Genomic DNA, 2,893 nt, shown 5'->3' with positions numbered 1-2,893 from the left:
CCGGCATTGCCCGCGCGGACGCGGACGCCTTCATCGACGACTGCCGCCGGCGCTTCGGCACGGCCCTACGCGGCCTGATGTGCGTGCCCCCCGACGGCGCCGATCCCGCGCCGCATTTCGCCTGGCTCGCCGCCCGCGCCGCCGCGCACGGCCTGTCGGTCCTCTCGATGGGGATGTCGGCGGATTTCGAGACGGCGATCGCCCATGGCGCGACCTGGGTGAGGGTCGGCACCGCCATCTTCGGCGCCCGCGCCGCCGGACCACGGGCATGAGCGCGCCGGGGACCGGCTTGCCCGCCACCCTGAAGGCGATTTTACTCGAACGGCGTCCGCAACGGTCGGATGGAGCGCCGTCGCCCGGACCTTCGCCGCGGGCGGCCGGCGGAGAGGACGAACGCGATGCACCGATGGCCATGAAAGGTGGGACGGCCGCGTCAGCCGGCGCGGCGGGACAGGGGACGGCGGCCGCGCCGCGCGTCGCGCGCATCCTGTTGATCGAGGACGACGCCGATCTCGCGGCCGAGGTGACGGCCCACCTGACCGCGATGGGCCATGCGGTGGACCATGCCGAGGACGGGGCGCAAGGGGCGGAGCTCGCGGCCGATCCCGCGTATGCCCTGCTGATCATCGACCGCATGCTGCCCGGCCTGGACGGGTTGTCGATCATCGAGCGGCTGCGGGAGGCGTCGGTGCGCACGCCCGTGTTGTTCGTCAGCGCGCTGGGCGCGCTCGATGACCGGGTGCGCGGGCTGAAGGCGGGCGGCGACGACTACCTCGTGAAACCTTTTGCCCTCGCCGAGCTCGCCGCCCGCGTCGAGGCGCTGCTGCGCCGGCCGCCGGAGACGCGCGAGACGATGCTGCGCGGCGGCGGGCTGGAACTCGATCTCATCGACCGGGTCGCACGGCGCGACGGCCGGCGGATCGACCTCCTGCCGCGCGAGTTCAAGCTGCTCGAGTACCTGATGCGCCGGCCGGGGCAGGTGGTCACGCGCGAGATGCTGTTGGAGGACGTGTGGCACTACCGCTTCGTGCCGCAGACCAATCTGGTGGACGTCCATGTCGGCAAGCTGCGCCGCAAGATCGACGTGCCGGGCGAGGCGTCGATGATCCAGAGCGTGCGCGGCGCCGGGTTCGTCTTCCGTGTTCCTGACTGAGGTCGCCCGCTCCGCGACGTTCCGCCTCGGCCTGCGGATGGCGAGCGCCTTCCTTGTCACGGCCCTGCTGCTGCTGGCCTTCATCTACTGGCAGACCGCGGTGCACGAGACGCGCCGGATCGACGCCTTCCTCACCGCCGAGGCCGCGGCCGTGGCGCAGGAGAGCCCGCATCACATCCTGGCCGAAGTGCGCCAGCGGATCGCGATCGACCTGCATCGCGTCAACATCCTGGCCCTGTTCGGCCCCGACCTGCGGCCGATCGAGGGCAATCTGACCGCCATGCCGCGCGGGCTGCCGGCCGACGGTCAGGCACACCCGGTGGTGGCGTCGCTGCAGGCGCCGCCGGGCACCGCGGCGCCCCCGGCGCCCGGCGAGGCGGACCGGCCCCCGGTGGTGGAACAGACGGTGCGCGCCGTGGCACGGCGGCTGCCGGATGGCACCATCCTCGTCATCGGCCGCAACGTGGACGAGCTGGCGCGCCTGCGCGACACCGTCCTGCGCGCCCTGACGCTTGGCCTGTTGCCCGTCCTGCTGATGTCGGTGGGCGCGGCGGCGGTGCTGAGCATCCGCATGCTCGGCCATATCCGGCGCGTCAACGACGCGATCCGCGGCATCCGCCAGGGCGACCTGCGCGGCCGTATCCCGCTGCGCGGCGCGGGCGACGATATCGATCAGCTCACCATCAGCGTCAACGGCATGCTCGATGAGATCGAGCGGCTGGTCTACGAGGTGCGGGGCGTGGGCGACAACATCGCCCATGATCTGCGCACGCCGCTCGCACGGCTGCGGGTCCGGCTGGAACGGGCCCGCGACGGCGACACCTCCGCCGATGCCCTGCGCGCCGTGCTGGCGAAGGCGGTGACCGACCTGGATCAGACCGAGGCGATCATCACCGCCCTGCTGCGCATCTCTGAGATCGAGGACGGGCAGCGCCGCGCGGCGTTCCGACGGGTCAGCCTGCAGGCGATCTGCTCGGAGGTGTACCAGCTCTATCTGCCGGTCGCCGAGATGCGGGAGCTGAGCTTCCAACTGGAAACGCCCGGCGACGCTTTCGTCGTCGGCGACGCGGAACTCCTGACGGAGGCCGTGGCCAATCTCGTGGACAACGCCACGAAGTTCGTCCCCGACGGCGGCACGGTCATGCTCGCGCTCGACGCGGACCGCTCGCCGCCACGCATACGGGTGCGCGATGACGGCCCCGGCATCCCGGCGGCCGAGCGCGCGGCCGTGCTGCGCCGCTTCTACCGCGGCGACAAAAGCCGCCACATCAAGGGCAGCGGCCTCGGCCTCAGCCTGGTGCAGGCGATCGCCCGGCTGCACGGCTATACGCTGCGGATCGAGGATGCCCGGCCGGGCTGCGAGTTCACCCTGTTCTGCGGGCCGGAACCGGCGGGCGCCGCGACCGGGACCGCCGCCGACCGTCACGCAGCAGCCGGGGCGAAGACACCGCCAGCCGACGCCCCGTGGCCGGTGATCACCGGTGGGTAACCGATCCGCAAACTATAAACTATAATCTAGTGGCGAGCCCGGCTGTCACGCACTAGTGCCCGTGCCGTGCTGGACGCCGCTCGCTTGCCGGACCGTTCCGCATGGCGGCTCTAACAAACGGGAGTACCGGGTGCTCGCACTCGTTCGGGTAGCTCTGGCCCGACCCTATACGTTCATCGTGCTGGCGTTCGTGATCGTCATCTTCGGGACGCTCGCCGCCATCCGCACGCCCACCGACATCTTCCCCAATA

At 71.6% G+C, this 2,893-nt stretch carries 3 protein-coding genes; all 3 read left to right on the top strand.

What is annotated here, in order from left to right; genetic code table 11:
- A partial coding sequence (locus tag B8460_RS11110; RefSeq protein ID WP_048861665.1) for an alanine racemase occupies positions 1–272 on the top strand: 272 nt, incomplete at its 5' end.
- Between the two features lie 134 nt (positions 273–406).
- Positions 407–1,153: a response regulator transcription factor gene (locus B8460_RS11105; RefSeq protein WP_373855814.1), complete on the top strand. Its 747-nt coding sequence runs from the start codon at positions 407–409 to the stop codon at positions 1,151–1,153.
- Positions 1,140–2,642 (top strand): sensor histidine kinase, encoded by a 1,503-nt coding sequence (locus B8460_RS11100; RefSeq protein WP_048861664.1) that lies wholly within the window; start codon positions 1,140–1,142, stop codon positions 2,640–2,642. Before B8460_RS11105 ends, B8460_RS11100 begins: the two co-directional genes overlap by 14 nt.
- Positions 2,643–2,893 lie beyond the last annotated feature (251 nt).

The sequence above is a fragment of the Acidisphaera rubrifaciens HS-AP3 genome, assembly GCF_000964365.1.
In the GTDB taxonomy this organism is placed as follows: Bacteria; Pseudomonadota; Alphaproteobacteria; order Acetobacterales; family Acetobacteraceae; genus Acidisphaera; species Acidisphaera rubrifaciens.
Note: the sequence above shows the minus strand (reverse complement) of the source record. Positions and strands in the feature narration are given on the sequence as shown.

Bases quoted from the DNA above. Each gene is read 5' to 3' on its own strand.
- B8460_RS11105 (WP_373855814.1), top strand. From the start codon at position 407: ATGGCCATGAAAGGTGGGACGGCCGCGTCAGCCGGCGCGGCGGGACAG.